Source organism: Caballeronia pedi (genome assembly GCF_001544915.2).
GTDB lineage: Bacteria > Pseudomonadota > Gammaproteobacteria > Burkholderiales > Burkholderiaceae > Caballeronia > Caballeronia pedi.
The window spans coordinates 301,054-326,416 of record NZ_FCOE02000001.1 but is presented as its reverse complement, the minus strand read 5'-3'; the positions used below and the strand labels follow the sequence as shown (position 1 = coordinate 326,416).

At 64.4% G+C, this 25,363-nt stretch carries 25 protein-coding genes and 1 riboswitch; of the genes, 16 read left to right on the top strand and 9 right to left on the bottom strand.

What is annotated here, in order from left to right; genetic code table 11:
* Positions 1–75 precede the first annotated feature (75 nt).
* The 7 genes from hda (at position 76) to AWB80_RS01515 (ending at position 5,725) form a co-directional block, all read left to right on the top strand.
* The gene (gene hda / locus AWB80_RS01545) at positions 76–879 is read left to right on the top strand and encodes a DnaA regulatory inactivator Hda (protein ID WP_061172869.1); all 804 of its coding nucleotides are present in this window, start codon (positions 76–78) and stop codon (positions 877–879) included.
* Between the two features lie 11 nt (positions 880–890).
* A complete protein-coding gene (locus AWB80_RS01540) occupies positions 891–1,577 on the top strand; it encodes a histidinol-phosphatase (protein ID WP_061172868.1) in 687 nt (228 codons plus the stop codon).
* The gene (pcnB, locus tag AWB80_RS01535; RefSeq protein ID WP_061172867.1) at positions 1,570–3,138 is read left to right on the top strand and encodes a polynucleotide adenylyltransferase PcnB; all 1,569 of its coding nucleotides are present in this window, start codon (positions 1,570–1,572) and stop codon (positions 3,136–3,138) included. The genes AWB80_RS01540 and pcnB overlap by 8 nt, the downstream gene beginning before the upstream one ends.
* A gap of 78 nt (positions 3,139–3,216) precedes the next feature.
* Positions 3,217–3,771: a 2-amino-4-hydroxy-6-hydroxymethyldihydropteridine diphosphokinase gene (folK, locus tag AWB80_RS01530; RefSeq protein WP_061172866.1), complete on the top strand. Its 555-nt coding sequence runs from the start codon at positions 3,217–3,219 to the stop codon at positions 3,769–3,771.
* Complete coding sequence (locus AWB80_RS01525) at positions 3,768–4,448, top strand: deoxynucleoside kinase (protein ID WP_061172865.1); 681 nt, start codon at positions 3,768–3,770, stop codon at positions 4,446–4,448. The genes folK and AWB80_RS01525 overlap by 4 nt, the downstream gene beginning before the upstream one ends.
* 38 nt (positions 4,449–4,486) lie before the next feature.
* Positions 4,487–5,302: a 3-methyl-2-oxobutanoate hydroxymethyltransferase gene (gene panB / locus AWB80_RS01520; RefSeq protein ID WP_061172864.1), complete on the top strand. Its 816-nt coding sequence runs from the start codon at positions 4,487–4,489 to the stop codon at positions 5,300–5,302.
* Between the two features lie 123 nt (positions 5,303–5,425).
* Complete coding sequence (locus AWB80_RS01515) at positions 5,426–5,725, top strand: hypothetical protein (protein ID WP_061172863.1); 300 nt, start codon at positions 5,426–5,428, stop codon at positions 5,723–5,725.
* Positions 5,726–5,738: 13 nt separating this feature from the next.
* Here AWB80_RS01515 and AWB80_RS01510 read toward each other — a convergent pair whose 3' ends face one another.
* Positions 5,739–6,668 carry a CopD family protein gene (locus AWB80_RS01510; RefSeq protein ID WP_061173085.1) on the bottom strand — a complete coding sequence of 310 codons (930 nt, stop codon included), beginning with the start codon at positions 6,666–6,668 and terminating at the stop codon, positions 5,739–5,741.
* Between the two features lie 455 nt (positions 6,669–7,123).
* On the opposite strand from AWB80_RS01510, the gene AWB80_RS01505 reads away from it, so the two are divergent.
* The 4 genes from AWB80_RS01505 (at position 7,124) to AWB80_RS01490 (ending at position 11,665) form a co-directional block, all read left to right on the top strand.
* Complete coding sequence (locus tag AWB80_RS01505) at positions 7,124–7,870, top strand: c-type cytochrome (RefSeq protein ID WP_061172862.1); 747 nt, start codon at positions 7,124–7,126, stop codon at positions 7,868–7,870.
* Positions 7,871–7,891: 21 nt separating this feature from the next.
* On the top strand, positions 7,892–9,190 hold the full coding sequence (locus AWB80_RS01500) for a c-type cytochrome (protein WP_061172861.1): 1,299 nt from the start codon (positions 7,892–7,894) through the stop codon (positions 9,188–9,190).
* A gap of 101 nt (positions 9,191–9,291) precedes the next feature.
* Entirely contained in the window at positions 9,292–9,912 is a 621-nt protein-coding gene (gene trhA / locus AWB80_RS01495; protein ID WP_061172860.1) for a PAQR family membrane homeostasis protein TrhA, read from the top strand.
* A gap of 238 nt (positions 9,913–10,150) precedes the next feature.
* A complete protein-coding gene (locus tag AWB80_RS01490; protein ID WP_061172859.1) occupies positions 10,151–11,665 on the top strand; it encodes a DEAD/DEAH box helicase in 1,515 nt (504 codons plus the stop codon).
* A 46-nt stretch (positions 11,666–11,711) separates the two neighbouring features.
* On the opposite strand, the gene AWB80_RS01485 is transcribed toward AWB80_RS01490, so the two are convergent.
* From AWB80_RS01485 to ggt, 4 genes are all read right to left on the bottom strand, one after another.
* Entirely contained in the window at positions 11,712–12,224 is a 513-nt protein-coding gene (locus AWB80_RS01485; RefSeq protein ID WP_061172858.1) for a hypothetical protein, read from the bottom strand.
* Positions 12,225–12,264: 40 nt separating this feature from the next.
* The gene (locus AWB80_RS01480; protein ID WP_061172857.1) at positions 12,265–13,089 is read right to left on the bottom strand and encodes a ferritin-like domain-containing protein; all 825 of its coding nucleotides are present in this window, start codon (positions 13,087–13,089) and stop codon (positions 12,265–12,267) included.
* 312 nt (positions 13,090–13,401) lie between these two features.
* Entirely contained in the window at positions 13,402–14,742 is a 1,341-nt protein-coding gene (locus AWB80_RS01475; protein ID WP_061173084.1) for an MFS transporter, read from the bottom strand.
* A 126-nt stretch (positions 14,743–14,868) separates the two neighbouring features.
* Entirely contained in the window at positions 14,869–16,506 is a 1,638-nt protein-coding gene (gene ggt, locus AWB80_RS01470) for a gamma-glutamyltransferase (RefSeq protein WP_061172856.1), read from the bottom strand.
* A 458-nt stretch (positions 16,507–16,964) separates the two neighbouring features.
* Between ggt and AWB80_RS01465 the strand changes: the two genes are divergently transcribed.
* On the top strand, positions 16,965–17,162 hold the full coding sequence (locus AWB80_RS01465) for a hypothetical protein (RefSeq protein ID WP_008351420.1): 198 nt from the start codon (positions 16,965–16,967) through the stop codon (positions 17,160–17,162).
* Positions 17,163–17,237: 75 nt separating this feature from the next.
* Here the strand turns inward: AWB80_RS01465 and AWB80_RS01460 are convergent, their stop codons facing one another.
* Positions 17,238–17,618, bottom strand: a complete 381-nt coding sequence (locus AWB80_RS01460) for a hypothetical protein (protein ID WP_061172855.1) — start codon at positions 17,616–17,618, stop codon at positions 17,238–17,240.
* 193 nt (positions 17,619–17,811) lie between these two features.
* Between AWB80_RS01460 and glpK the strand changes: the two genes are divergently transcribed.
* Together glpK and ribB are read left to right on the top strand one after the other, a co-directional pair.
* Complete coding sequence (glpK, locus tag AWB80_RS01455; RefSeq protein WP_061172854.1) at positions 17,812–19,308, top strand: glycerol kinase GlpK; 1,497 nt, start codon at positions 17,812–17,814, stop codon at positions 19,306–19,308.
* A 114-nt stretch (positions 19,309–19,422) separates the two neighbouring features.
* A riboswitch (FMN riboswitch) is annotated at positions 19,423–19,585 on the top strand.
* Positions 19,586–19,736: 151 nt separating this feature from the next.
* Positions 19,737–20,474: a 3,4-dihydroxy-2-butanone-4-phosphate synthase gene (gene ribB / locus AWB80_RS01450; RefSeq protein WP_087130882.1), complete on the top strand. Its 738-nt coding sequence runs from the start codon at positions 19,737–19,739 to the stop codon at positions 20,472–20,474.
* A gap of 15 nt (positions 20,475–20,489) precedes the next feature.
* Here the strand turns inward: ribB and AWB80_RS01445 are convergent, their stop codons facing one another.
* Genes AWB80_RS01445 through AWB80_RS01435 form a run of 3 tightly spaced genes read right to left on the bottom strand, consistent with a single transcriptional unit; the run spans position 20,490 to position 22,788 of the window.
* The gene (locus AWB80_RS01445) at positions 20,490–21,176 is read right to left on the bottom strand and encodes an HAD family hydrolase (protein WP_061172853.1); all 687 of its coding nucleotides are present in this window, start codon (positions 21,174–21,176) and stop codon (positions 20,490–20,492) included.
* 37 nt (positions 21,177–21,213) lie between these two features.
* The gene (locus AWB80_RS01440; RefSeq protein WP_061172852.1) at positions 21,214–22,392 is read right to left on the bottom strand and encodes an MFS transporter; all 1,179 of its coding nucleotides are present in this window, start codon (positions 22,390–22,392) and stop codon (positions 21,214–21,216) included.
* A gap of 12 nt (positions 22,393–22,404) precedes the next feature.
* The gene (locus tag AWB80_RS01435; RefSeq protein ID WP_061172851.1) at positions 22,405–22,788 is read right to left on the bottom strand and encodes a VOC family protein; all 384 of its coding nucleotides are present in this window, start codon (positions 22,786–22,788) and stop codon (positions 22,405–22,407) included.
* A gap of 117 nt (positions 22,789–22,905) precedes the next feature.
* Here AWB80_RS01435 and AWB80_RS01430 point away from each other — a divergent pair, with 117 nt between their 5' ends.
* Together AWB80_RS01430 and miaB are read left to right on the top strand one after the other, a co-directional pair.
* Entirely contained in the window at positions 22,906–23,877 is a 972-nt protein-coding gene (locus AWB80_RS01430) for a LysR family transcriptional regulator (protein WP_208635594.1), read from the top strand.
* Positions 23,878–23,998: 121 nt separating this feature from the next.
* The gene (gene miaB / locus AWB80_RS01425) at positions 23,999–25,360 is read left to right on the top strand and encodes a tRNA (N6-isopentenyl adenosine(37)-C2)-methylthiotransferase MiaB (protein ID WP_061172849.1); all 1,362 of its coding nucleotides are present in this window, start codon (positions 23,999–24,001) and stop codon (positions 25,358–25,360) included.
* Positions 25,361–25,363: the final 3 nt, after the last annotated feature.

Genomic DNA, 25,363 nt, shown 5'->3' with positions numbered 1-25,363 from the left:
TGCGCGTATACCCTCGGCTCATCCGGCAGTTTTCAAGATACGCCCGACTCAAGGCCCGACGATACCGATCTCCCCGTGCAACGCCAACTGACGCTCGATCTGGGCACGCCGCCGCCCGCCACCTTCGACAATTTTTTCGCCGCCGGCAATCACGAACTGGTCGAGCGTCTGCGCGCGCTCGAAGACGCGCTCGCGGCCGGGCCGGTCGCGGACCGCACGTTCTACGTCTGGGGCGAACCGGGCAGCGGCCGCAGCCATTTGCTGCAGGCGCTCACGCACGAGGCGGACGGCCACGCGCGCTACCTGAGTCCGCAAAGCGCGCTCAACGCGTTCGGTTTCGATCCGCGCGTGACGCTCTATGCCGTCGATGATTGCGACCGCCTCTCGCCCGCGCAGCAGATCGCGCTCTTCAATCTCTTCAACGAAGTGCGCGCGCATCCGACCAGCGCCCTCGTCGCGACCGGCAACGACGCGCCGCTCGCGCTCACCGTGCGCGAAGACCTGCGCACGCGGCTCGGCTGGGGCCTCGTGTTCCACCTCCAGCCGCTCTCCGACGAAGCGAAAGCCTCGGTGCTGAAACACGCGGCGCGCGAACGCGGCATCGTGCTCGCGGAAGACGTGCCCGGCTATCTGCTCACGCATTTCCGCCGCGACATGCCGAGTCTCATGGCCCTGCTCGACGAACTCGACCGCTTCTCGCTGGAACAGAAACGCGCGGTGACGCGCGCGCTCCTGCGCACGATGCTCCAGCAGACCGGCCGCGCAGCGCCGCTCGCGCCCGTGCCGGCGCAGGACCGCGCGGCCGATCTGTTCGGCGATCCGGCCGCTGCCGATTCCAGCCTGGCCCCGCCGGACAACGATCCGACCCGCTTCAAGTAGAATGCGCACCCATGAACCTCGCCCTTTTCGATCTCGACCACACGCTCATTCCCACCGACAGCGACCATGAATGGGGCCGCTTCATGGTGAAACTCGGCATCGTCGACGCGGATTCTTTCGCGCGCCAGAACGACGCCTTCTATGCGGATTACAAGGCGGGCGTGCTCGACATCAACGCGTATCTGCACGCGATGCTCGCGCCGCTCGCGAAATACTCGCGCGAGCAACTCACCGACTGGCACACGCAATTCATGCGCGAGGTGATCAATCCGCGCATCGTGCCGGCCGCCGTGACGCTCGTGCGCGAGCATCAGGACAACGGCGATCTCTGCTGCCTCGTCACCGCGACCAACGCGTTCATCACCGCGCCGATCGCGGAAGCATTCGGCATCGAAACCCTGATCGCCTGCGAAGTGGAAACCGTCGACGATCATCCCAACGGCGCGCTCACCGGCCGGCCGACCGGCACGCCGAGCTATCGCGAAGGCAAGATCGTGCGCGTCGAGCAATGGCTCGCAGCGAGCGGCAAAACGCTGGACGACTTCAAGCACAGCTATTTCTACAGCGACTCGCACAACGACATCCCGCTGCTCGAGCGCGTCACCGACCCGGTCGCGACCAATCCCGACGACACCCTGCGCGCGCACGCGCAAGCCAAAGGCTGGCGCATCCTGAACCTGTTCGACACACGTGATTAAAAAACTCATCCGCAAGCTGTTCGGGCAAGACAGCGCCGACTCCGACGAAGGCGCAGCGAACGACACGCCACCTGTTTCGCCCGACGACAAACCGGCTCGCAAGAGCCCGCGCAAGAAAGCCGCCGTGCACGTGAAGCGAGACCCGAGCGTGCCGGTCATCCTGTCATCGGACATTCACGGCATCGATCCGTCGCTGATCTCGAAGAACGCGGTCCGCGTGACCGACGGCCTGCAGCACGCGGGACATCGCGCGTTCATCGTCGGCGGCGCGGTGCGCGATCTGCTGCTCGGCGTCGCGCCCAAGGACTTCGACGTCGCCACTGACGGCACGCCCGATCAGGTGCAGAAGCTGTTTCGCCGCGCGCGCATCATCGGGCGGCGCTTTCAGATCGTGCACGTGCAGTTCGGGCAGGAGATCATCGAGACATCGACGTTCCGCGCGCTGATGGATGTGCCGCCGGAACCGGCCGCCGAACCACCGCGCCGTCTGAAACGTGGCGAGCTCGATGGCCGCACGCATGCCGTCGACGCGAGCGGGCGCGTGCTGCGCGACAACGTCTGGGGCGAGCAGCACGAAGACGCCACGCGCCGCGACTTCACGATCAACGCGATGTACTACGATCCGGCCACGCAAACCGTGCTGGATTATCACGACGGCATGGCCGATATCCGCGCGCGTCTGTTGCGCATGATCGGCGATCCGGCCACGCGCTATCGCGAAGACCCGGTGCGCATGCTGCGCGTGGTGCGCTTCGCGGCGAAGCTCGGCTTCGAGATCGACGAAGCCACGCGCGCGCCTATTAAAGATCTTGCCGATCTGATGAACAACGTGCCGGCCGCGCGTCTGTTCGACGAGATGCTGAAGCTGCTGCTGTCCGGTCATGCGCTCGCGTGTCTCACGCGGCTGCGTCAGGAAGGTCTGCATCATGGCGTGCTGCCGCTGCTCGACGTCGTGCTCGAACAGCCGCACGGCGAGAAGTTCGTCACGCTCGCGCTCACCAGCACCGACGAACGCGTGCGTGCGGGCAAGCCCGTGTCGCCGGGCTTTCTCTTCGCCACGCTGCTGTGGCACGACGTGCAGACGCGCTGGCAGCAATTCACGGCCAACGGCGAATATCCGGTGCCCGCGCTGCATCGCGCGATGGACGACGTGCTCGACATGCAGACCGAGAAGCTCGCGATCCACAAGCGCTACTCGTCGGACATGCGCGAGATCTGGGGTCTTCAGCATCGGCTGGAAAAGCGCGGCCGCAGCGCGCTGAAGCTGCTGGAACACCAAAGATTCAGAGCGGGGTATGATTTCCTGCTACTGCGTTGCGAATCGGGCGAGCTCGATGCGGCCATCGGTCAATGGTGGAGCGATTTCATCGACGGCGATCACGCCGCGCGCGAAACGCTGTTGTCCGAAGGCGGCAAGGACCGCAACGCGCCGAAGAAGCGTCGCCGTCGCAGCAACGCGAAGCGCCGCACGGGCGAGTCGGTGGAACAGGCCGCGGAAGGCCGCGAAGGCGACGTCGTATCCAGTGCGCCGAACAGTCGCGAAGGCGCCGACAACGAGTAACGCCGGTTTTGGTTACAGTAGCGAAGAGCGATGTTGCTTTCCCGCTTTTCGCCGTGACCTACGCGTAGGACTTCTGCCATGACGATTGCTTATCTGGGCCTGGGGGCGAATCTCGGCGATGCGCGCCAGACCCTGAAAGACGCAGTCGTGTGTCTCGCCCAGCAGCACACGATCACCGTGCTCGCGAAATCGAGCGTGTATCGCACCGCGCCGATCGATGCATCGGGCGACGATTACTTCAATTGCGTCGTCAAGCTCGAAACGAGCCTGCCGGCGCGCGCGCTGTTGCGTCTGTGTCATCACATCGAGTTGCAGTTCGGGCGCGAGCGGCCGTATCGCAACGCGCCGCGCACGCTCGATCTCGACATCCTGCTGTATGGCGCATCGAGCATCGACGAAGCGGATCTCGTCGTGCCGCATCCGCGCATGACGCAGCGCGCCTTCGTGCTGGTGCCGCTGGTCGAGCTCGAACCCGATCTCATTCTTCCTCAACGCGGCCGCGCGGATTCGTTCATCGCGGACGTCGCCGATCAGCGTATCGAGAAAGTCGCCGCGTGTCAGTGCATGGTCGGCACGCAGTCCACCCCCGCTGACACGAGCCCCGCCCCTTCCAACAAGACAGACTGCCGATGAGCGTTCCGCCACTCACCGTGACCGCGCCGCAACTGCGGCCGCCCCACCGTTACATTGCGATCGAAGGGCCGATCGGCGTGGGCAAGACCACGCTCGCGACTCTGCTCGCCGAACGCTGGTCGATGCGCACGCTGTTCGAGCGTCCGCAGGACAATCCGTTTCTCGAACGCTTCTATCGCGACACCACGCGCCATGCGCTCGCTACGCAGTTGAACTTCTCGTTGCAGCGCGCATCGCAGACGCAGGAAGCCGCCGATATCGTGACGAGCGGCGCGGCTTTGATGACGGACTTCCTCACGCAGAAGAGCGAGCTGTTCGCGCGCCTCACGCTGCCCGACGACGAGTTCCAGCTCTACAAGGATGTCGCCTCGCACATTCGTTCGAGCGGCCCCGCGCCCGATCTCGTCATCTATCTGCAGGCGAGTCCCGAAGTGCTGTTCGCGCGCATTCAAAAGCGCGCGCTGCCGATGGAACTGCAGATCTCGGATTCGTATCTGCGCGCGCTCTGCGATGCGTATAACGAGTTCTTCTATCACTATGACGCGACGCCGTTGCTCACGGTGAACGCGGAGCACCTGAACCCGCTTGCATCGGACGACGATCTCGCGCTCCTCGTCGAGCGTATCGAGACGATGCGCGGGCGCAAGGAATTCTTTGTCAAAGGCGTATCGGTCTGAGCGCGCCGCGCAGCCACGCCCTCTTTAGTGAAACGATCATGACGTATCTGCAGGAAACGAATCGCTCGACGATCACCGTACCCAAGCTCCAATCCATGCGCGAGGCCGGCGAGCGCATCGCGATGCTGACGTGCTACGACGCGAGCTTCGCCGCGCTGCTCGAACGCGCGGGCGTCGATGTCATGCTGATCGGCGATTCGCTCGGCAACGTGCTGCAAGGACATGGCACGACGCTGCCCGTCACGCTCGAGGACATCGCGTATCACACGGCGGCGGTGGCGCGCGGCAACCGCAGCGCGCTGGTCGTCGCGGACATGCCGTTCGGCACGATCGGCTCGAAGGAAGATGCCTACGCGAACTCTGTGAAGCTGATGCGCGCGGGTGCGCAGATGGTGAAGATCGAAGGGGGCGAATGGCTCGCGGACACCGTGCGCTTTCTCGTCGAGCGGTCGATTCCGGTGTGCGGGCACGTCGGGCTCACGCCGCAGTCGGTGCATGCGTTCGGCGGCTTCAAGGTGCAGGGCAAGTCCGAGGCGGCGGCCGAACAGATGAAGCGCGACGCCATCGCGCTGCAGGAAGCCGGCGCGCAACTGATCGTGATCGAAGCGGTGCCCACGCTGCTCGCGCGCGAAGTCACGGAGGCGCTCGCGATTCCGACGATCGGCATCGGCGCAGGCATCGACTGTTCCGGGCAAGTGCTCGTGCTGCACGACATGCTCGGCATCTTCCACGGCAAGCGGCCGCGCTTCGTCAAGGATTTCATGCAAGGCCAGCCGAACATTTTCGCGGCCGTCGAAGCGTATGTGCGCGCCGTGAAGGACGGCAGCTTTCCCGGTCCGGAACACACGTTCTGAGCGCTCGCGGCCCGCCCGGGCCGCGTTGAAAAATCCCGTTCACGATCTGCGTTTTCTCGTACATACTGACGAGCTTCCTGCACGTACCCTTGCCAAAAGTCACTAAAAAGAGCGAGAACGATCATGTGGCACGTCCTTCCCGATGAATACGTCCGAGCGCAACTGGCTGTGGGCTCGCTCGTCGCGCTGGGCGTGGCGCGCGTGGTGGCCGCGGGCATCGGCGCGCAGCACGGCTGGCGCATCGCGGCGGTGACGCGCTGGTTCATCGTTGCGGCGTTCGTGTTCTGCCTGCCGCAGTTGCTCGCAGTGATCTTCAGCGCCGATTCGCACACGGCCTTCGTCGAGCTGCAAGGCAAGGTCATCGGCTGCGCGGTGGCGCTCTTCTGCGCGCCGATCGTCTCTCACAAGCTCGGCTACGAGTAAGACGCGCGTCGTTTCACCCGCCGAGCGCGGATCCCGGCACGCTGTGCGACAGCACGGCCGCCGCCGCGAACACGCCTGCCATCATCACTGCTTCGATGCGCATCACGTTGATGACCGTGTGCGCGTCCATCGTCGAAGCCGAGCGTTGCAGACGCGGCAGCGCCGACCATCGGTTCAGCGCGCCGAACATGAGCGCCAGCGCGACCAGCGCGAGCTTCACGAGCAACGCGTGACCCCAGGCGCTCGCTGTCAGCACCGCTGACGAGCCGCCGACGCCGCGCCACGCATTGAACCCGCCCGTCAGGACGACGAACGCCAGCGCGATCGCCGCTGTGCGCGACATGCGCGCGACCGTGCGGATCAGAAACGCGCGCGCCACCGATGTGTCGAGCGCCGGCAACACGAACGCACCCGCGATGACGATGCCGCCCCACACGGCCGTCGCGAGGAGATGCAGCGTTTGCACGCCTTCCGCGAAGGAGAACGCGCCCGCGTCGGCCGCGTGACCGACCGCCGACTTGCCCGCCGCGACGACCAGCGCGGCAAGCGCCGCGAATCCGATGCGCGCAACCGATGACGCGCCCCCGCCCGCCGCCAGCGTGAGGAGCACGCTGCCCGCCAGCGCGACCGTCCAGCCGATGCCCGCATGCGTGCCCGTCGCGACCAGCCACAACGACGCGCCCGCTTCGGCGACCGGCGCGCCGCTCATCGCCGCCGACTGCAGCCACAGTGAAACGAAGTTGCACAGCATCAGAGTAATCGCCGCAAGCAAGCCGCCTCGCGCCGCGCGCCGCCAGCCGGCCCGCGCGGGCGACACGGGCGCGAACGCCTGTTCGCGTGTCAGCCAGCCATTCAGGAGCATTGAGCCGAGCGCGCAGGCAAAGGCGATGTCGGCGAGCGCCGCGAATGCGGTCTGGGCCAGACCGAGAGGATCGTCGTTCATCATGCGGAGCCGATTGCGGCGCGTGCGCGTATTGCCGAAGGAAGAAAGTCTGCGGAGTCTAAACGAAGGCTCGGTTGCAGCACAGCATCGAAGGTCAGCGAAACGCCTTGAATTTTTGCCCGACGCTTCCGAAACTGCATGGAGCACATCGGAACGGCGCAGGCGCTTCACGTCGAGTCGAATCTTTGTCGAAAGGCAATGAAGCGAACGCGCGTGAGAAGTTCGTCGCGGATGGTCAATAGACGCGCGGCAAATTGTCGCGAATGCGCTGCAGTGGGACTTAGAGCGAGATTGTGTCAAATAGTCATCATCATGCATCGATGATAGAATGCCGCGTCGCATCAGAGGCTCGTCGAGCCGCTGTGGCCGTGGTCCGCCACCCACCGCCCCCTGCGTGGCCGTGGTTCGCCACCTTCGCACCGAGCCGCACGAAGCTCGGCAGGTCCCCGAATTTCATGGAGTGTCGCGTGTTTTCAAGACGCATTTTTCGTCCGCTGCTCGCTATGGCTTTTGCCTCGGCTCTGGTAGGCAGCGCTGGCGTTTTCAGCTCCGCCGCGCAGGCGCAGAACCAGCCGATCGCACCGGACACGATGGCCGCGCGCGTGCAGGGCTGCACGGCGTGCCACGGCGTTCATGGTGAAGGCACGGACAACGACTACTTCCCGCGTCTTGCCGGCAAGCCTGCCGACTATCTGTACAACCAGCTCCAGAATTTCCGCGAAGGCCGGCGCAAGTACCCGCCGATGAACTACCTCGTCACGTATCTCTCGGACGATTACCTTCATCAGATCGCGACGTACTTCTCGAACCAGCGTCCGCCGTATCCGCCGCCCGCCAAGTCGAACGTGTCGGCCACGACGCTCGCGCGCGGCCAGCAGATCGTGCTGAACGGCGATACGTCGAAGAACATTCCCGCGTGCGCGGCCTGCCACGGCAAGGGTCTGACCGGCATGCAGCCGGCCATTCCGGGTCTCGTCGGCCTGCATTCGGACTACATCAGCGCGCAAGTCGGCGCATGGAAGTCGGGCACGCGTCACGCGAAAGCGCCCGATTGCATGCAGCAGATCGCCTCGCGCCTGACGGATGACGACGTGACCGCCGTCGCCGCCTGGCTGTCCACGCAACAAGCACCCGCCAATCCGGTGCCCGCGCCTGCTGGCTCGTTGAAGATGCCGCTCAAGTGCGGCAGCGAACTGCAATAAGGCGTCTGGAGCGACAACATAATGAAACGCAAGTCCCTGTTCGCACTTTCCTCGGCTGTCGTGGTGGCAGCCGTCGCAGCCGGCGCCGTCCTCTGGTCGGGCGGCGACAATCTGCATTCGGGCGGCGCCATCGCGGCGACGCCGGCTGACAAAGCCGCCCTCGTCAAACAAGGTGAATACCTCGCGCGCGCCGGCGACTGTATCGCGTGCCACACGGTGCGCGGCGGCAAGGAGTTCGCAGGCGGCCTGCCGATGGCCACGCCGTTCGGCACCATGTTCACGCCGAACATCACGCCGGACGATCAATACGGCATCGGCAAGTGGACCTCCGACGACTTCTATCGCGCGATGCACACCGGCCGTTCGAAGGACGGTTCGCTGCTGTATCCGGGCTTCCCGTTCACGAGCTACACGAAGGTCACGCGCGCCGACTCCGACGCGATCTACGCGTATCTGCGCTCGGTCGCGCCGGTTTCGGAACCGAGCCGTCCGCATGAACTGCGCTTCCCGTTCAACAACCGCAACCTGCTGATCGGCTGGCGCACGCTGTTCTTCTCGGAAGGCGAGTACAAGCCGGATCCGACCAAATCGGTCGAATGGAACCGCGGCGCGTATCTGGTCGAAGGCCTTGGCCACTGCGGCATGTGCCACACGTCGATCAACGCGATGGGCGGTCCGGTCAACTCGGCGGCCTTCGCCGGCGGCCTGATCCCGCTGCAGAACTGGTATGCGCCGTCGCTCACGTCGAACAAGGAAGCCGGCCTCGGCGACTGGGACCTGAAGGACATCAACGACCTGCTGAAGACCGGCGTGTCGCAGCGCGGCGCGGTGTTCGGCCCGATGGCCGAAGTGGTCCACAACAGCCTGCAGTACATGACCGACGCGGACATCAACGCGATTTCGACCTATCTCAAGTCGATCCCGCAGAAGAAGGAAGCGCCGGAAGTCATGCAGCTGGAGACGTCCGACAAGTTCGGCGGCGAGCTGCTCACGCTGGGCAAGAAGGTCTACACCGAAAACTGCGCGAAGTGCCATCAGGAAAATGGTCTTGGCAAGCCGCCGGCTTATCCGCCGCTCGCCAACAACCAGTCGATCCAGATGCCGTCGGCCGTCAACCCGATCCGCATGACGTTGAACGGCGGCTATCCGCCGAGCACGGAAGGCAATCCGATGCCGCACGGCATGCCGCCTTTCGCGCAGTCGCTGTCGGATACGGAAGTCGCGGCGGTCGTGACCTACATCCGTATGTCGTGGGGTAACCACGGCACGCCGGTGTCGCCGCAGCAGGTGAGCAACCTGCGCTCGGCGCCGCTCGATTGAGGTCCGCGGCGACCATCCGCCAATAGAGCGTACAATACGCATTTGGGGCGCAGCCTACGTAGTTGGGGGCCGCGCCCCTTGTCTTTTGGCGGAATGGATTCATGCACGCAGGTGAGCGTTTCAACAGCATCAGCCATCTGATCGGCGCGCTGCTGTCGGTGGCGGGGCTCGCGACGCTCGTCACGATGGGCGCGCTCGACGGCGACGCCTACAAGGTCGTCAGCTTCGCGGTGTACGGCGCAATGCTCAGCGCGCTCTACATCATCTCCACGCTGTATCACTGGGCGCGCACGCCGCGCCTGAAAGCGATACTGCAGAAGTGCGATCACTCGGCCATCTACTTGTTGATAGCCGGCAGCTACACGCCGTATACACTGGTGACCTTGCGTGGCCCCTGGGGCTGGTCGCTCTTCGGCGTGAGCTGGGGGCTCGCGGCGCTCGGCATCACGCAGGAACTCACGCTCGGGCGTCGAACCCGCAGTGTGTCGATGGTGCTGTACGTGCTGATGGGATGGCTCGCGCTCGTAGCCGTTCATCCGCTCGTGACGGCGCTGCCAGCCGCGGGAACCGCATGGCTGGTGGCGGGCGGCGTGATTTACAGCGCCGGCATTTACTTTTTCATCAACGACGAGCGCATCCGGCACGGACACGGAATCTGGCATCTGTTCGTGCTCGCAGGCAGCCTGTGCCAGTTCGTGAGCGTCGCGCGCTATGTCGCGTGAGGCCTGCTGAAACGGGCGCCGCCGCGTCGAAGTGTCCTTCGATGCAACTTAGCGTCAGATGACGTGTCTTGATAGCACGTCGAACCTTGCGGCAACGCCCGGCGATCGCTGATCGCCGAATGGCCCGCCGCCCGATTTATTTCCGAGCGTCGCGTATGCGCGCGGCCGGCCGAGCTCTGCTTCGCCGCAGCCCTGATTCGCACGCGCGCCGCTCGCTATAACGATAAGCATCCAATTTATGTCTTTTGATTCACTTGGTCTGTCCGAACCCCTGCTTCGCGCGGTCAACGAACTCGGCTATTCCAGCCCCACTCCGATTCAGCTCCAGGCGATTCCCGCCGTCCTGAAAGGCGGCGACCTGCTCGCGGGCGCGCAGACCGGCACGGGCAAGACCGCCGGCTTCACGCTGCCGATCCTGCAACGCCTGTCGCAACTCGCTCCCGCCGCCGCGGGCGCCAAGCGCCCGGTTCGCGCGCTGATCCTCACGCCCACGCGCGAACTCGCCGCGCAGGTCGAGGAAAGCGTGCGCGCGTACGGCAAATACCTGAAGCTCAAGTCGACGGTGATGTTCGGCGGCGTCGGCATCAATCCGCAGATCGACGCGCTGCGCCGTGGCGTCGATATCGTCGTCGCGACGCCGGGGCGTTTGCTCGATCACATGCAGCAAAAGACGATCGACGTTTCGCAGCTCGAAATTCTCGTGCTCGACGAAGCCGATCGCATGCTCGACATGGGCTTTATCCACGACATCAAGCGCGTGCTCGCGCGCCTGCCGGCGAAGCGTCAGAACCTGCTGTTCTCGGCCACGTTTTCCGACGAGATCAAGGCGCTCGCCGACAGCCTGCTCGACTCGCCCGCGCTCATCGAAGTCGCGCGGCGCAATACCACGGCCGAGAAGGTCGACCAGAAGATCCATCCGGTCGATCGCGATCGCAAGCGCGAGTTGCTCACGCATCTGATCCGCGGCAACAACTGGTTCCAGGTGCTCGTCTTCACGCGCACGAAGCACGGCGCAAACCGCCTCGCCGAACAGCTCGGCAAGGATGGCATCAGCGCGCTCGCGATTCACGGCAACAAGAGCCAGTCGGCCCGCACGCGCGCGCTGGCCGAGTTCAAGGATCAGACGCTGCAGGTGCTGGTCGCGACCGATATCGCGGCGCGCGGCATCGACATCGATCAATTGCCGCACGTCGTCAACTTCGATCTGCCGAACGTGCCGGAAGACTATGTGCACCGCATCGGCCGCACGGGGCGCGCGGGCGCGGAAGGCGAAGCGGTGTCGCTGGTGTGCGTCGACGAGCATCAACTGCTGAAGGACATCGAGCGCCTCATCAAGCGGCCGATTCCGAGCGAAGTGATCCCCGGCTTCGAGCCCGACCCGAACGCGAAGCCGGAGCCGATCCAGCGTCGCAGTCAAGGGCGCGGTCAGGGACAGGGGCAAGGTCAGGGGCGTCAGGCGCCGCGCAATGGCGAAGCGCGTGCGAATGGCGAACCGCGCCGCGAAGGCGGCCGCCCGAACGGCGAAGCGCGTGGCGCGCGGCCATCGAACGGTGGCAATGGCGGCAAAGCCGGCGCTCAACCCTCACGCGATGCGCGCAACGCAAGCAAGCCGAGCGCGAGCCCGGCACCGCGACGTGCGGAATCCGCGCCGACGAACCATGCCGCGAATTCGCGCAAGCCGACAGGCGGCAATCCCGGCGCGCTCCTCGGCGGCCGGCGCGACGCCCAGCGTTCGGGCACGCGCAGTCGCTAAGGCGTAGATTTCCCGGTGCGACGCTCCAACGTGTCGCACCGATGCTTCAGGCGGCGGCGCTCGCCGCCCGCTTCAGCCATTCGAGTTGCTCGCGCCAGCGCGCAAGCGCCGATTGCGCTTCGGTCAGTTCGAACGCGATTCCGCTCGTGAGTCGCGCATATCCCACCCGCTGCACTTCCCCACTCTCGATCGTGCCGACGAAGCACGCGAGCGGCACGTCATCGACCGGCACGCGGCGCACATCGAGATGCACCTGATAGAACGCTTCGTCGAAAACGAAGGCGAGCGTCGCGCGTCCCGTCGCGGCGACTGCCTGCGCGGTTCGCGACGATGGCCACAATCCGAACGCGAGCGTGCGCGCGTCGGGCGCGAGCAGTTCGCCCGCGCTCAGCAGCGCGGTTCGCACGCGATGAGCGTGATCGGCTGCGCACAGCGATGCGGTGAAACCGGCATCGGCGACGGCGAGCGTGCCGTCGAACAGCGCGCGCAACTCGGGCGGCCATTCGTCGAAGACGGATTGCGAGGACAGGGACGGCTGCGGCGCGTTGGTATCGGTCATAACAAAATGCCGGCTTAGGGCCGGCATCGTGAGGTAGGTTTCAACGGAAGAACAACTGCGTCATCTTGGAGAGCGGATAGTGCACGCCCGGCTGGATGCGCGCGGGCAGATCGAGCGGCTTGAGCAGCATCTTGATGGCCTGATCCGCCGACAGATTGCGCCGCACGAGCGCATTCACGCGCGCAGACAGTTCGCGGTTGTACTCCGCATCCTGCGCACGCTCGGGATAACGAATGGCGAAGACGTGCCGCAGCGCGATCTCCGAATCCTCGCTCTTGAGTTCCATCACGCGCCGCACGAGCGCGCCGAGCACAGCCATGCGGCCATTGCCCTCGATCTTGTTCCACTTCTTGAAAAAGTGGAAAAAATGCTTGTAGTGGCGCACTTCGTCCGTGCGAATGTTGTCGGTGATTTCCTTCAGCACCGGCTCATCCGAACAATCATTGATCGCGCGATAAAGCGTGGCCGTTCCCGTCTCGACGACACAGCGCGCCACCATCTCGAGCGCACGCTTCTTCTCGAATTCCTCATACGAGCAGGTCAGCGAATATTCGGCGAAGAAGTTTTTGAACGCCGTGTCCCAGTCGAACTCGGGCCACACGTGATGGATGTAAGTCTTGAGCGCCCTGCCATGCTGCATCTCTTCGGGCTCCCACTCGTTATTGAGCCACGCCGAAATCTCGGGGTCGTCATGAAAATACTTGCTGAGATTGCTGGTATAGAGATCCGTGCCGCTCTCGATGAACGAGCAGGCGCACAACAACAAGAGAAGATGCTCATTAGATGCCGCCTTATGGCGATCGATCCGCGTGAGATCGATGTCTTCGATGCGCCAGGGCATCACATGGGTACTGTCGGTGTGCATATATCGCGCTCCCAGGCTGAACTGAACGCGCCATCGGCCAACAGGGAAGGCCGAGGTTCAGGCGACGCCGCGAACGGTTCGGTCCCGGCGTTCTGACTTCAATTGTTTAGCGGCATGATTTTCAATCTTAGCCGCCCTGCAACGAGTTTGCAGACATGGGGACAGACTCCGGCGCGGCGCGCCGGTTCCGTCTGCACCAAATTCTTACGAGTCTCGATATGAGCGGCCAGTGGTGCGTTGCAGCATGAAACGTGCCACACGCGCTGAAGTTCGTGCCTGAAGCCTGAATATGCAGAGAGAACACCTGACCCGTCAGATCGCGCGCCGCCCCGCGCGCATACGCCACGCGACAATCGCCAGCGACAGACCCGACAGCACCGCCGCCAGCAACACGTAGTAACTCGGCGCGAGCTTGTCGCCGGTGACGTGGATGAACGCCTCGACGATCGTCGGCGCGAAACCGCCGAACAGCGTGACGCCGAGCGCGTAGCCGATCGAGAGGCCGGTCGAGCGCACGCACGTCGGGAAGATTTCGGACATCAGCGCGGGCATCGGACCGGAGTACGCTGCCTTGAGAATGCCCGCGACCGATTGCAGCATGACGAGCGAAGCGATGGTCGGGTGCGTCTGCAGCCACGCGAACATCGGATAAATCGTGACGCCCATGAAGATCGACGTGCCAAGCATGATGCGGATACGTCCGAGCCGGTCGGAGAGCGCGCCCATCAACGGCGAGAAAATGAACTGAAGTCCGCCATTGAGCACCACGACGGCGAACGAAGCCGTCGCGGGAAGATGAAGCTGCTTGACGGCATACATCGGCATATAGAGTTGCAGGACGTACACGCCGACCGTCGATTGCGCCACGATGCCGACGGCCAGCAACAGGTTCAGCCATTGATTCGAGAACGAGACGCCTGGCGCGCCCACCTTCTTTTCGGCGCGCGTCGCGAGAAATTCGGGTGTTTCGTCCAGATGCGAGCGGATGTAGTAACCCACCGGTCCGACCAGCAGTCCGAAGACGAACGGAATGCGCCAGCCCCAGCTTTCGAGCTGCGGCGGCGGCAGCCAGGCGGTCAGCACTGAGCCGAAGGCCGCGGCCATGATCGCGGCCAGCCCCTGACTCGCGAACTGCCAGCTTGCGTAATAGCCTCGCCGCGCCTCGCTGTGCTCGACCATGAACGCCGTCGCGCTGCCGAACTCGCCGCCCACTGCAAAGCCTTGCACGAGCCGCGCCAGCAGGATCAGAAGCGGCGCCGCCACGCCGATGTGCGCGTACGACGGCATCACCGCCATGGTGAGCGTGCCGACCATCATCAGCAGAATGGCGAGCGTGAGCGCGGCCTTGCGCCCTTTGCGGTCGCCGTAAATGCCGAGCACGATCGCGCCGAGCGGACGCATCAGGAACGAGATGCCGAACGTGCCGATGGCCAGCATCGTCGACAGCCACTCGTCCTGCGACGGAAAGAACGCCTTCGCGATCACGGTCGCGAAATAGCCGTAGACGAGAAAGTCGAACCACTCGAGCGCGTTGCCGATCGACGACGAAAACACGATGCGGCGGATCATCGCCTTCGATGGCGCCGCTCTTGGCGCGGACGTTTCGGTCGCAGCGACTTGAGCATTCGGCGCCCGATACGCCTGTTCATTCATGATGTCCCCTTTCTCTTCGCCCGACGCGGGCATGCGCGTTTCCCTTCGCGTGCCTGGAAGCAGCGAATCGACGCTTTGTCATGTTGGATGGAGACCGGTCGCACGACGCGGTCTCCGATGGTCGTTTTAGAACCCGGCGGCCAGACCGTCGCGCCGGCTGTCGCTCGCCGCGACATAACCACGTTCGGGATCGTTGCGGTCGAGCTTCCAGATGTACTGGCCCGAGCCGAAGTCCATGTAAGGATCGTCGACGGACTTGATCGTGTGACCGAGGCCTTCGAGCGCACGCGCGGTTTCGGGATCGAGCGTGGCTTCGATATCGATGGTGAAGTCGCGGTTGACCTTCCAGCGCGGCGCATCGCACGCGGCCTGCGGCTGCTGGCCGTAGTCGAGCATGCGCACGACGGATTGCAGATGGCCTTGCGGCTGCATGTCACCGCCCATCACGCCGAAGCTCATCACCGCTTCGCGCTTGCCATCGATGTCCTGCGTGAGAAACGCGGGGATGATCGTATGGAACGGGCGCTTGCCGCCTTCCACGACGTTCGCGGATTTCGGATCCATCGAGAAACCGCAGCCGCGGTTCTGCAGCGCGATGCCCGTGTCCGGCACGACCACGCCCGAGCCGAAGCCCATGTAATTCGACTGAATGAAGCTCACCATCATGCCGCGCTCGTCGGCCACCGACATATAGATGGTGCCGCCCGCCTTCGGCATGCCGAAGTCGAATTGCGTGGCCTTCTTCGGGTCGATGAGCTTCGCGCGCTCCGTCAGGTACGCGTCGTCCAGCATCTGCTCGGGCGTCACCTCCATCGAGCGCGGATCGGCGACGTAGCGGTAGACGTCGGCGAACGCGAGCTTCATCGCCTCGATCTGCAAATGCTGCGACTCGATGCCATCGACGGCGAGCGTGCTGACATCGAACTTGTCGAGAATGCCGAGCGCGATCAGCGCGGCAATGCCCTGCCCGTTCGGCGGAATCTCGTGCACCGTGTGTCCGCGATAGTCCTTGCTGATCGGCTCGACCCAGTCCGCGCGATAGTTGCGCAAGTCGTTCATCGTCAGCGCCGCGCCGCCTTCGCGCGCAAACGACGCGATGCGTTCGGCGATCTCGCCTTCGTAATACGCGCGCGGACCGTGCTGCGCGAGCAGGCGCAAGGTCTTCGCGTGACCAGGAAAGCGCACGAGTTCGCTCACCTCGGGCGCGCGGCCGCGCGGCATGAAGACGTCCGCGAAACCGGGCTGATCCTTGAGTTCGGGCACCGCCGCCGCCCACTTGTACGCGACGATGCTCGCCACCGCGTGACCGCGCTCGGCGATCTCGATCGCGGGTTCCATCAGGTCCGCGAACGGCAGCGAACCGAACTTCGCGTGCAAGGCTTCCCATCCGGCGATGACGCCCGGCACGGTCACGGCGTCCCAGCCGCGCTTGGGCTGACGCGCGAGCCCGTTCTCCTCGCCATATTTGCGCCGGAAATAGTCGACGTTCCACGCCGCCGGCGACACGCCCGACGCATTCAGTCCGTGCAGCTTCTTGCCGTCCCAGACCAGCGCGAAGGCATCGCCACCCAGACCGCACGATACCGGCTCGACCACGGTGATGGCGGCCGCCGCAGCGATGGCAGCATCGACGGCATTGCCGCCCTTCCAGAGCATGCGCAGCCCGGCCTGCGCGGCAAGCGGATGGGACGTCGATACGATATTGCGGGCGAACACCGGCAGGCGCGGCGTGGGATACGGGTTTTGCCAGTTGAAGCGAGTCATTGAATAAGTTCCGTGATACCAGGGCAGAACGGCGCGGGCGATGTCGAAAGCCGTCCGAGCAAAAGAGAATATTGCATTGCGCGCTTAATTTAAAACAAATTCATTTATCGTATAAATTAATGAGACGAACGCATGAATGTGTCGAGCATTCGATCAGGCCGCGAGCATCGCATCGCCTTGCGTTTGTGTGCGCCGCCGCACGAACCTCAAGTGGATTCTTCAAATTTGCGTGAATCGGGGACCGCCTCCGCTCACGAAAAAAGTCAAAGCCAAAATTTTCGTTTTGGGATTTGGCACTTGTCAGACGCTTGCCTACAATCCCAATTCCCGGCAATCGCGGTACACAAGCTTTGCGTTTGCCCGGCGGTTTCCCAGTTTCCCCGTACAACGTTTCGAAGCAAAAAGATCCGGCTTACAAAGCCGGCTGCTTATGCCGTTCGGTCGTCATGGAGAACACAATGCTGAGTCCGCACGAATTTGCCACGCTGCTACTGGTTCAGGAAGCACCTAATCAAGTCGATATGGAACGCGAGGAACTCGACGCCTTGCTCGAACGCCAGCTCGTTCAACTCGAAAATCTCGCTTCGGGACGTCAGCAATGGCGCCTCACCGCCACCGGCGATTCCACAGTCAAGGCTTTCAAGCGTTACTCATAGCACGCGCGGCAGGACTCACGACGCGGTCGGGGACCGCGTCCGTTTCATCTCTCCGGTTTCAAATCTCAGATCGCTTCATCCGGCGCGCAGCGTCGGGTCGACTGCTGCCCGCCAACTGAGCGCCTGCGCGCGCTGATCCAGAAAGAAGTTCGCCCACGCGCTCTGCGCCTCGGGGCCGGGATTCGCCCGATACGCGCGATACCGCTCCGCAATCGCCGCCTGGAACGCGCAGTAGCGCTCTTTCGACAGCCCGCCCCGACGCTGGGCGACGTAGGCGTCGAAGAAGGTCGAATAGACGGATTGCGCGTCAGCGCCGTAATCGGCCGCCGGCGCTCCGCACATTTCCTGCAGCGCACTGAACGAAGACGCGCCCGTCGAATCGCCGAGGCTCGGCGTTCCCACGCAGCCCGCCAGAAGCGCCGTTCCCAGCACGCCTGAAATCAACAGCATTCGCATCGCACTCACCGTTCATTCGATTGGGTCTCGCCAGTATCGGACGAACGCAACGGTGACGCCACCTGGCCGAATGGCATAGGCATTTTGCACGCACGGCAACGCATGTCGCGCGGCCTATGCCGTTCGGCCAGGTTGTCCGCGCGGTCTCGCTCCGATAGATTTCGCACACGGACCGCTCAAACCGGAGGAGACCATGCAGGATCAGTACGTTCTCGCGCTCGACCAGGGCACTACCAGCTCGCGCGCCATGCTGTTCGACAGAAACGGCAATATCGTGTCCGTGGCGCAGAAGGAATTCCAGCAGATCTATCCGGAAGCGGGCTGGGTCGAGCACGATCCACAGGAAATCTGGTCGACGCAGGCGGGCGTCGCCGCGGAAGCCGTCACGCGCGCGGGCGCGAGCGCTTCGTCGATCGCGGCGATCGGCATCACGAATCAGCGCGAAACCACCATCGTGTGGGACCGCGAAACCGGCAAACCGGTCTATAACGCGATCGTCTGGCAGGACCGGCGTACGGCCGCGCTGTGCGACGAACTCAAGTCGCGCGGACTCGAATCGATGGTGCGCGCAAAGACCGGCCTGCCCATCGACGCCTATTTCTCCGCAACGAAAATCCGCTGGATTCTCGATAACGTCGAGGGCGCGCGCGACAAGGCGAAGCAAGGCCGACTCGCGTTCGGCACCGTCGATAGCTGGCTCGTGTGGAATTTCACGCGGCATGGCACGCATATCACCGATATCACGAACGCGTCGCGCACCATGCTCTTCGACATCCACGCGCGCCGCTGGGACGACGAACTGCTCGACGCGCTCGACATTCCGCGCAGCATGCTGCCCGAAGTACGCACATCGTCCGAGGTCTACGGCACGACGCAGGGCACGGTGTTCGCATCAGACGTGCCGCTCGCATCGCTTGCCGGCGATCAGCATGCCGCGCTTTTCGGGCAGATGTGCACGGACTCGGGCATGGTGAAAAACACCTACGGCACCGGCTGCTTTCTCGTCATGAACACGGGCGAGAAGCCGATCGAGTCGCGCAACAACCTCGTCACCACGATCGCATGGCAGATCGGCGATCGGGTCGACTATGCCCTCGAAGGCAGCATTTTCATCGCGGGCGCGGTCGTGCAATGGCTGCGCGACGGGCTCGGCCTCATCCGCCACGCAAGCGAAGTCGAGGCGCTCGCGCGCAACGTGCCGCATAGCGATGGCGTGTATCTCGTGCCCGCTTTCGCCGGTCTCGGCGCCCCGCACTGGAATGCGCGCGCACGCGGCACGCTCTTCGGCGTGACGCGCGGCACGACGTCGAGCCATATTGCGCGGGCGGCGCTCGACGCGATCGCGTATCAGTCGCTCGATGTGCTGAAGGCAATGGAAGCGGACTCGGGCATGCGTATCGGCGAATTGCGCGTCGATGGCGGCGCCTGCGCGAACGATCTGCTGATGCAGTTTCAGGCGGATCTGCTGGGCGTCGGCGTGGCGCGCCCGCGCATCGCGGAAACCACGGCGCTCGGCGCGGCTTATCTGGCGGGGCTCGCGGTCGGCTACTGGAAGGACGTCGACGAACTCAAGGCGCAATGGCAACTGGAACGGCGCTTTACACCATCGATGCCACAACAGGAAATCGCCACGTCTCTCGCCGGATGGCGGCGCGCGGTCAATGCCACGAAAGCCTGGGCGGACAGCTAGCGCGGTCGTTGCGCATGTCGTTTTCCGGAACGATGATCCATGCGGCAGTGCAAAAATTTCGCACGTGCGGTATCCTGAAAAAGCTGTCGAGCCTGTTCGGCTTGGCGGCATTCAGTACGTCTTCAGGGCGGGGTGCAATTCCCCACCGGCGGTAAGTGGCGAGGCCTCGCGGCCGAACCTCGAGCCCGCGAGCGCCCGCGCCGCATCACGCGCGGGGTCAGCAGATCTGGTGAGATGCCAGAGCCGACGGTCATAGTCCGGATGAGAGAAGATGTGCAGATAGTCAAGTCCGTTCCCCCGGCGATTCACGCATCGCGCCGAACCGGACGACGCCGCGCCTGGCCGGCGCGTCGCCGCGGGGTGCCGTTCTGTCTGTTTGCAATGCCCTGAAACGTTTTTCGCCCAATTGTTCCGCGAGAGCGTTTCACATGTCCCAGACTCAAACTCACAACAGCCTGTCGTTCGCCGCACCCGCCGTCATCGCTGACGACGCCTCTGCCGACCTCCCCCAGCTCGCTTCCTTCGACGTTCCGCCGCGCATTGCCGCCGCGCTCGACGCCATGCGCGCAGGCCGTCCCGTCGTTCTTCAGGACGACGACGATCGCGAAAACGAAGCCGATCTGATCGTCGCCGCCGAAAAGCTCACCGACGCGACGATGGCGCTTCTGATCCGCGAATGCAGCGGCATCGTCTGCCTGTGCCTGCCCGACGCAAAAGTGCGCGCGCTCGAACTTCCGCCGATGGCCGCCGCGAACGGCAGCCGCTACGGCACCGCGTTCACGGTGTCGATCGAGGCGCGCGAAGGCGTGACCACGGGCGTGTCGGCGGCCGATCGGGTGACGACGATCCGCGCGGCCATCGCCGATCACGCAAAGCCGGGCGATATCGTGCGGCCGGGCCACGTGTTCCCGCTGCGCGCGATGCCGGGCGGCGTGCTCGCGCGGCGCGGTCACACGGAAGGCACAGTCGATCTGGCGATCCTCGCCGGTCTCAAGCCCGCTGGCGTACTGTGCGAACTGATGAACGCCGACGGCACGATGACGCGCGGCGCGCAGGTCGAGCGTTTCGCGAAAGAACACGGTCTGCCGATGCTGACCATCGCGGAGTTGGTCGAATTCCGCGCGGCGCTCGCGGCGTCGCGCGAGACCGCCGAGGAAGTGGCCTGAGCCAGGGCGCGCGTTTCAGGACAACAAGTCGCCGAACTCGCCACGCTTGCCCGCCGCGACGAGCGCAGGCAGTTCGTCCATGTGCTCCATGATTCGCGTGATGCCGGTTTCGCGCAGCACTTGCGCGTAGCCGGACGGAATATGGCTCGCGCCGACGAACGCGATGGTCTTCATGCCTGCCGCGCGCGCCGCCGTCAGTCCGGCGACGCTGTCCTCCACGACGAGGCAGCGCGCCGGATCGATTTCCAGCGTGCGCGCCGCGAGCAGATAGACATCCGGATAAGGTTTTGGCCGCTCCACTTGCTGCGCGCTGAACACGCGCGCGCCGACGATCTCATTCAGCCCCGCGCGCCGCACCGACGCGCGCACGCGCTCCATCCGGCTGTTCGACACCACCGCGACCGGCAGGCCGCAGCCCTCCAGCGCGGCCCGCACGCCGGCGATCGGTCCGACCGAGCGTGCGAGTTCCACCAAGACACGCGCCTCGATCGTATCGACGAAATCCGGCGGCATCACGATGCCGAACTTCGTTTCCAGATGGCCGAGAAAGCGCGAGGTCTGCTGCCCGAAAGCCGTCTTGACGGCCGGTTTGAAGTCGATGCCGGGAAACGTCTCGGTAAGCACGTCCAGCATCACGCGATCCGCGATGACTTCGCTGTCGACGAGTACGCCGTCGCAATCGCAGATGAGATGATCGATCATGTTGGCTCGAATTACGTTGAGCCAACATGATAAGCGTTCAGCAAGCATCGGCCGCGTTTACTTCCGATGTAACGCGCGGTGCATCCAGCCGTGCGGCGAACCACGTCACGGCGAGCGCTGCGAGCGCGACCACGGCGGCGGCCCACGGCAGCGTATCGAGTCCGTAACCGTGCGTCAGCACCGCGCCGCCGAGCCACGCGCCGCCCGCGTTCCCCATGTTGAATGCGCCGATATTCAGCGTCGACGCGAGATTCGGCGCGTCCTTCGCCTTCTCGACGACGCGCGTCTGCAACGGCGGCACCGTCGCGAACGCCGCGATGCCCCACACGAAGATCGTGACGATCGCGCCGATCTGGCTGTGGCTCGTCTCCGCAAATACCGCCATGACGATGGCGAGCGCGAACAGAATGCCCATCAGCGACGGCATCAGCGCGCGGTCGGCGAGCCTGCCGCCGATCGTATTGCCGATCGTCAGACCGACGCCGAACAGCACCAGAACCAGCGTGACGCCGCGCGGCGAGAAACCGCCGACCTGTTCGAGAATCGGCGCGATATACGTAAACACGACGAACACGCCGCCGAAACCGAGCACCGTCGTCGTCAGCGCGAGCCAGACGTGCGGGTCGCGCAGCACGCGCACTTCCCGGCCGAGACCGCTCGGCGCGGCATCGTGGAGATTTGGCACGAGCGCCGTCACGCCGAGCGCGGAAAGCACGCCGAGACCGGCGACGATCCAGAACGTCGCGCGCCAGCCCAGTTCCTGGCCGATGAAGGTCCCGAACGGCACGCCCAGCACGTTCGCGAGCGTGAGTCCGGTGAACATCAGCGCGATGGCGCTCGCGCGCTTTTCCGCCGGCACGAGCGACGCAGCCACGACCGCGCCGATGCCGAAGAACGAGCCGTGCGCGAACGACGTGACGACGCGCGCGACCATCAAAAGGCCGTAGCCCGGCGCGACCGCGCACAGCACATTGCCGACGATGAAAACGAGCATCAGCAATTGCAGCGCGAGCTTGCGCGGCAGCTTGCTCGTCAGCACGGCTAGCAGCGGCGCGCCGACCGCGACGCCGAGCGCGTAACCGGTGACGAGCAGGCCCGCCGACGGAATCGATACGGAAAGATCATGCGCGACGTTGGGCAACAGGCCCATGATGACGAACTCCGTCGTGCCGATGGCGAAGGCGCTGATCGCCAGCGCGAGAAGTGGGAGAGGCATGGTGACTCCAGATCAGGATTGAGCGGTCACGAATTCGACGACGACACCCGCGCTCAGCCGCACGAATAGCTGACGCTCGCGGGCGAGCGGCACCTCGGCGAGCTGGTACGCGTAGCCGCGGCAGTCGAGACGTTCGAGCAACGCGCGCCACTGCGCCTCGTCGTCGACGCGCAGCGCCAGATGGTCGATGCGCGTCGCGCCCGGCCGCTCGGCCGATGCCGTCCCAACCGCGCCCGACGCGATCAGGTGCACCGCCGGCCGCGCGCCGAGATACAGCCAGTAACCGCCGACGCCGAAGGGCGGCCGCGGCCCGCCCCGCATCCCGGCGATATCGACGAAAAAGCGCATGAACGCTTCGCAGTCGGGCGCGACGATCGTGACGTGGTCGAGTTGCATGACGTGAACTCCGTGAACCGCTTGAAATTGCGATGTGTCGGCATTCTGCGAGTTCAGCGATCTTTTGAGAATTGGGCTAGTCTTTGAATCATTCTCAAACCTGAATTGAAAATGACGATGGATCGGCTCGGCGACATGCGCCTTTTTGTCGAAGCGGCGGCAGCGGGCAGCCTGTCGGCGGCCGGGCGCAAGCTCGGGCTGTCGCCGGCGGCGGCGAGCGCGCGGCTCATCAAGCTGGAAAAGGCGCTGCACACGCGGCTCTTCGAGCGCACGACGCGCCAGTTGCGTGTGACGGACGAGGGCCGCATTTACTTGCAGCACTGCCGCATCGCGCTCCAGGCGATCGACGACGCCGAAGCCGCGCTGCAGGCGGGCCAGAACGTCGTGCGCGGCAAGGTGCGGATTTCCGCGACGTCGGATTTCGGGCGCTACCTGCTGCGCGGCTGGCTGGACGAATTCGTCACGGTGCATCCGGAGTTGAAGTTCGCGCTCACGCTATCCGATTCGGTGTCGAATCTGATGCAGGAAGAAATCGATCTGGCAATTCGCTTCGGCGCGCCGCCCGATAGCGGACTCGCCGCGCGCGTGCTGGCGCCGAATCGGCGGGTGCTTTGCGCATCGCCGGAATATCTCGCGAGAAAGGGCGTGCCACGGACGCCAGCAGATCTCACGACGCACGACTTTGTCGTGCACGTTACGTCATCCGGGCCGCTCAACAAACTGGATTTCGTGCGTGGCGATGAACGTCACACGTTTACGATTCCCGTCGCCGATTCATGGGAATCCAACGACGGCGCGCTCACCCGCGCGTGGGCGCTCGCGGGCCACGGCATCGCGCATAAATCGATCTGGGATATCGCCGCCGACGTGCGCGCCGGCACCTTGCAGATGGTGCTGCCCGACTGGTGCACGCACGAAGCCGCGGTCCACGCGCTCTTTCATGCGAACCGCTACATGGCGCCGCGCGTGCGCGTGCTGCTGGACTTTCTGGTCGAGCGCTTCGAAACAACCACCGCCGAACTGCTCGGCGATCTCGCCTATCCGCCCGACCGGGCCAGCCAGCGTCAGGAATGGTCGTCGGCGCTATAATATCGGGCTAAATTAAAGCAAAAAGCGGTCAGATCACTGTAGAAGTCCGCCCAAAACCGCAACTCGCCCTCAATCTCTTTTACGAGCGCCCCCAGGTTAACCACTGCGACCGGCGACACTCATGACCAAGAAAGTTTATGTAAAGACCTTCGGCTGCCAGATGAACGAGTACGACTCCGACAAGATGGTCGACGTACTCGGCGCGGCGGAAGGACTCGTCAAGACGGACACGCCCGAAGACGCGGACGTCATTCTGTTCAACACCTGTTCGGTGCGCGAAAAGGCCCAGGAGAAAGTCTTCTCTGATCTCGGCCGCGTGCGCGAGCTGAAGGAGGCGAACCCGAATCTGCTGATCGGCGTCGGTGGTTGCGTCGCGAGTCAGGAAGGCGCGTCGATCGTCGCGCGCGCGCCGTATGTCGATCTCGTGTTCGGTCCGCAGACGCTGCATCGCCTGCCCGCGATGATCGACCAGCGCCGCGCCACGGGCCGCGCGCAAGTCGACATCACGTTCCCGGAAATCGAGAAGTTCGATCACCTGCCGCCGGCGCGCGTCGACGGCCCGAGCGCGTTCGTGTCGATCATGGAAGGCTGCTCGAAGTACTGCAGCTATTGCGTCGTGCCGTACACGCGCGGCGACGAAGTTTCGCGCCCGCTCGACGACGTGCTCACCGAAATCGCCGGCCTCGCCGATCAGGGCGTGCGCGAAGTCACGCTGCTCGGCCAGAACGTGAACGCGTATCGGGGTGCGCTGACATCCGGTTCGAGCGAGATCGCGGATTTCGCGACGCTCATCGAATATGTCGCGGAGGTGCCGGGCATCGAGCGTATCCGCTATACGACTTCGCATCCGAAGGAATTCACGCAGCGCCTCATCGACACCTACGCGAAAGTGCCGAAGCTCGTCTCGCATCTGCATCTGCCGGTGCAGCACGGCTCGGACCGCATCCTGATGGCGATGAAGCGCGGCTATACCGTGCTCGAATACAAGTCGGTCATCCGCAAGCTGCGCGCGATTCGCCCTGATCTTTCGCTGTCGACGGACTTCATCGTCGGCTTCCCCGGCGAAACCGAGGACGATTTCAACCGGATGATGACGCTCGTCGACGAGATGAGCTACGACACGAGCTTCTCGTTCATCTACAGCCCGCGCCCCGGCACGCCGGCCGCGAACCTGCACGACGACACGCCGCGCGAGGTCAAGCTCAAACGTCTGCAACACTTGCAGGCGACGATCGAGGAAAACGTGCAGCGCATCAGCGCGTCGATGGTCGGCCGCGTCGAGCGCATTCTGGTCGAGCGCCCGGCGCGCAAGGACCCGAACGAGCTTGCCGGCCGCACGCAGAACAACCGCGTCGTCAATTTCCCCGCGCCGGTGGAATCGCACGCGCGGCTGACCGGCCAGATGATCGACGTGAAGATCGTGCAAGCGTATCCGCACTCGCTGCGCGGCGAACTGGTGATGGCGCCCGAGCTGACGCACTAAAGA

What these genes read in the sequence shown, in the direction of transcription:
- AWB80_RS01515 (WP_061172863.1), top strand. Translation starts at nt 5,426, where the DNA reads ATGTGGCACGTCCTTCCCGATGAATACGTCCGAGCGCAACTGGCTGTG.
- AWB80_RS01475 (WP_061173084.1), bottom strand. Translation starts at nt 14,742, where the DNA reads ATGAATGAACAGGCGTATCGGGCGCCGAATGCTCAAGTCGCTGCGACC.
- AWB80_RS01510 (WP_061173085.1), bottom strand. Translation starts at nt 6,668, where the DNA reads ATGAACGACGATCCTCTCGGTCTGGCCCAGACCGCATTCGCGGCGCTC.
- AWB80_RS01500 (WP_061172861.1), top strand. Translation starts at nt 7,892, where the DNA reads ATGAAACGCAAGTCCCTGTTCGCACTTTCCTCGGCTGTCGTGGTGGCA.
- AWB80_RS01490 (WP_061172859.1), top strand. Translation starts at nt 10,151, where the DNA reads ATGTCTTTTGATTCACTTGGTCTGTCCGAACCCCTGCTTCGCGCGGTC.
- AWB80_RS01430 (WP_208635594.1), top strand. Translation starts at nt 22,906, where the DNA reads ATGGATCGGCTCGGCGACATGCGCCTTTTTGTCGAAGCGGCGGCAGCG.
- AWB80_RS01460 (WP_061172855.1), bottom strand. Translation starts at nt 17,618, where the DNA reads ATGCGAATGCTGTTGATTTCAGGCGTGCTGGGAACGGCGCTTCTGGCG.
- AWB80_RS01485 (WP_061172858.1), bottom strand. Translation starts at nt 12,224, where the DNA reads ATGACCGATACCAACGCGCCGCAGCCGTCCCTGTCCTCGCAATCCGTC.
- ggt (WP_061172856.1), bottom strand. Translation starts at nt 16,506, where the DNA reads ATGACTCGCTTCAACTGGCAAAACCCGTATCCCACGCCGCGCCTGCCG.
- trhA (WP_061172860.1), top strand. Translation starts at nt 9,292, where the DNA reads ATGCACGCAGGTGAGCGTTTCAACAGCATCAGCCATCTGATCGGCGCG.
- folK (WP_061172866.1), top strand. Translation starts at nt 3,217, where the DNA reads ATGACGATTGCTTATCTGGGCCTGGGGGCGAATCTCGGCGATGCGCGC.
- AWB80_RS01480 (WP_061172857.1), bottom strand. Translation starts at nt 13,089, where the DNA reads ATGCACACCGACAGTACCCATGTGATGCCCTGGCGCATCGAAGACATC.
- AWB80_RS01540 (WP_061172868.1), top strand. Translation starts at nt 891, where the DNA reads ATGAACCTCGCCCTTTTCGATCTCGACCACACGCTCATTCCCACCGAC.
- AWB80_RS01525 (WP_061172865.1), top strand. Translation starts at nt 3,768, where the DNA reads ATGAGCGTTCCGCCACTCACCGTGACCGCGCCGCAACTGCGGCCGCCC.
- panB (WP_061172864.1), top strand. Translation starts at nt 4,487, where the DNA reads ATGACGTATCTGCAGGAAACGAATCGCTCGACGATCACCGTACCCAAG.
- AWB80_RS01435 (WP_061172851.1), bottom strand. Translation starts at nt 22,788, where the DNA reads ATGCAACTCGACCACGTCACGATCGTCGCGCCCGACTGCGAAGCGTTC.
- AWB80_RS01465 (WP_008351420.1), top strand. Translation starts at nt 16,965, where the DNA reads ATGCTGAGTCCGCACGAATTTGCCACGCTGCTACTGGTTCAGGAAGCA.
- ribB (WP_087130882.1), top strand. Translation starts at nt 19,737, where the DNA reads ATGTCCCAGACTCAAACTCACAACAGCCTGTCGTTCGCCGCACCCGCC.
- miaB (WP_061172849.1), top strand. Translation starts at nt 23,999, where the DNA reads ATGACCAAGAAAGTTTATGTAAAGACCTTCGGCTGCCAGATGAACGAG.
- AWB80_RS01440 (WP_061172852.1), bottom strand. Translation starts at nt 22,392, where the DNA reads ATGCCTCTCCCACTTCTCGCGCTGGCGATCAGCGCCTTCGCCATCGGC.
- AWB80_RS01445 (WP_061172853.1), bottom strand. Translation starts at nt 21,176, where the DNA reads ATGATCGATCATCTCATCTGCGATTGCGACGGCGTACTCGTCGACAGC.
- glpK (WP_061172854.1), top strand. Translation starts at nt 17,812, where the DNA reads ATGCAGGATCAGTACGTTCTCGCGCTCGACCAGGGCACTACCAGCTCG.
- AWB80_RS01505 (WP_061172862.1), top strand. Translation starts at nt 7,124, where the DNA reads ATGGAGTGTCGCGTGTTTTCAAGACGCATTTTTCGTCCGCTGCTCGCT.